General features: G+C 53.2%; 1 rRNA gene. It reads right to left on the reverse strand.

The features are described from left to right. A 16S ribosomal RNA gene (locus HMPREF3096_RS25590) occupies positions 1–1006 on the reverse strand; the annotation flags it as partial. Between the last annotated feature and the right edge of the window lie 146 nt (positions 1007–1152).

Consider the following 1152-nt stretch of genomic DNA (forward strand, 5'->3'; position numbering starts at 1 on the left):
AAGTTCTGTGGATGTCAAGACCAGGTAAGGTTCTTCGCGTTGCATCGAATTAAACCACATGCTCCACCGCTTGTGCGGGCCCCCGTCAATTCATTTGAGTTTTAACCTTGCGGCCGTACTCCCCAGGCGGTCGATTTAACGCGTTAGCTCCGGAAGCCACGCCTCAAGGGCACAACCTCCAAATCGACATCGTTTACAGCGTGGACTACCAGGGTATCTAATCCTGTTTGCTCCCCACGCTTTCGCACCTGAGCGTCAGTCTTTGTCCAGGGGGCCGCCTTCGCCACCGGTATTCCTCCAGATCTCTACGCATTTCACCGCTACACCTGGAATTCTACCCCCCTCTACAAGACTCTAGCCTGCCAGTTTCGAATGCAGTTCCCAGGTTGAGCCCGGGGATTTCACATCCGACTTGACAGACCGCCTGCGTGCGCTTTACGCCCAGTAATTCCGATTAACGCTTGCACCCTCCGTATTACCGCGGCTGCTGGCACGGAGTTAGCCGGTGCTTCTTCTGCGGGTAACGTCAATCGATGAGGTTATTAACCTCACCGCCTTCCTCCCCGCTGAAAGTGCTTTACAACCCGAAGGCCTTCTTCACACACGCGGCATGGCTGCATCAGGCTTGCGCCCATTGTGCAATATTCCCCACTGCTGCCTCCCGTAGGAGTCTGGACCGTGTCTCAGTTCCAGTGTGGCTGGTCATCCTCTCAGACCAGCTAGGGATCGTCGCCTAGGTGAGCCGTTACCCCACCTACTAGCTAATCCCATCTGGGCACATCTGATGGCATGAGGCCCGAAGGTCCCCCACTTTGGTCTTGCGACGTTATGCGGTATTAGCTACCGTTTCCAGTAGTTATCCCCCTCCATCAGGCAGTTTCCCAGACATTACTCACCCGTCCGCCGCTCGTCACCCGAGAGCAAGCTCTCTGTGCTACCGCTCGACTTGCATGTGTTAGGCCTGCCGCCAGCGTTCAATCTGAGCCATGATCAAACTCTTCAATTTAAGTTTGATGCTCGTGAATTAAACTTCGTAATGAATTACGTATGTTCACTCAGAGACTTGGTATTCATTTTTCGTCCGAGGACGTTAAGAATCCATGTCACTTTGAGTGCCCACACAGATTGTCTGATAAATTGTTAAAGAGCAGT

The sequence above is a fragment of the Klebsiella sp. HMSC25G12 genome (genome assembly GCF_001807705.1).
Classification (GTDB): domain Bacteria; phylum Pseudomonadota; class Gammaproteobacteria; order Enterobacterales; family Enterobacteriaceae; genus Klebsiella; species Klebsiella variicola.